This is a genomic window from Anaerosporobacter faecicola, assembly GCF_012070565.1.
GTDB classification, from domain to species: Bacteria; Bacillota; Clostridia; order Lachnospirales; family Lachnospiraceae; genus Anaerosporobacter; species Anaerosporobacter faecicola.
In genome coordinates this window covers 1-714 of record NZ_JAAQRO010000019.1, presented here as the reverse complement: position 1 = coordinate 714, position 714 = coordinate 1, and the positions used below count along the sequence as shown (strand labels likewise).

The window sequence follows — 714 nt, the reverse complement described above, 5'->3', positions numbered from 1 at the left end:
ACGTCTTAATTCTTTAACTTTGCATTGTTATCATGTTTGAACATTCATTCTAACATGATGTTTTAGATGTCTGACAAATCAAATTTATATTTGATTGTTTATTCAATGTGTAGTTTTCAAGGTACAAATTTGAACTTTGATAATCCAAAATTCAAATGGAGATAACGAGATTCGAACTCGTGACCCCTTGCTTGCAAGGCAAGTGCTCTCCCAACTGAGCTATACCCCCAGATTAAAACACAAAGTGTTTTAATTTTGTATGGGCTTAAATGGACTCGAACCATCGACCTCACGCTTATCAGGCGTGCGCTCTAACCAGCTGAGCTATAAGCCCATATTTCTTAATATGTTTTTTTAATTTGGCAGCCACCTACTCTCCCATACCGTCTCCAGTATAGTACCATCGGCCGTCTAAGTCTTAACCATCGTGTTCGAGATGAGAACGGGTGTGCCCCAAAGACGCATCGCCACCAAAAATATTTTGTTTTCTTATTTAAGAGCTTGATTATTTTATTATACATTTATACGCTTGTCAACATATTTTTAGTATTTTTTATAACCAATTCTTGGATTGAAAACTCAACAGTAAAACAACCTTTACTTCTTCTCTTCCTTAGAAAGGAGGTGATCCAGCCGCACCTTCCGATACGGCTACCTTGTTACGACTTCACCCCAGTTATTGATCCTGCCTTCGGCAGCTCCCTCCTTACGGTT

General features: G+C 38.5%; 2 tRNA genes and 2 rRNA genes. All 4 read right to left on the bottom strand.

Annotation, left to right across the window (positions count from 1 at the left end):
* Positions 1 to 156: 156 nt before the first annotated feature.
* Positions 157 to 229, bottom strand: a tRNA-Ala gene (locus HBB17_RS08195).
* 31 nt (positions 230 to 260) lie between these two features.
* A tRNA-Ile gene (locus tag HBB17_RS08190) sits at positions 261 to 334 on the bottom strand.
* Positions 335 to 357: 23 nt separating this feature from the next.
* Positions 358 to 475 (bottom strand): 5S ribosomal RNA (gene rrf / locus HBB17_RS20825).
* Positions 476 to 617: 142 nt separating this feature from the next.
* A 16S ribosomal RNA gene (locus HBB17_RS08185) occupies positions 618 to 714 on the bottom strand; the annotation flags it as partial.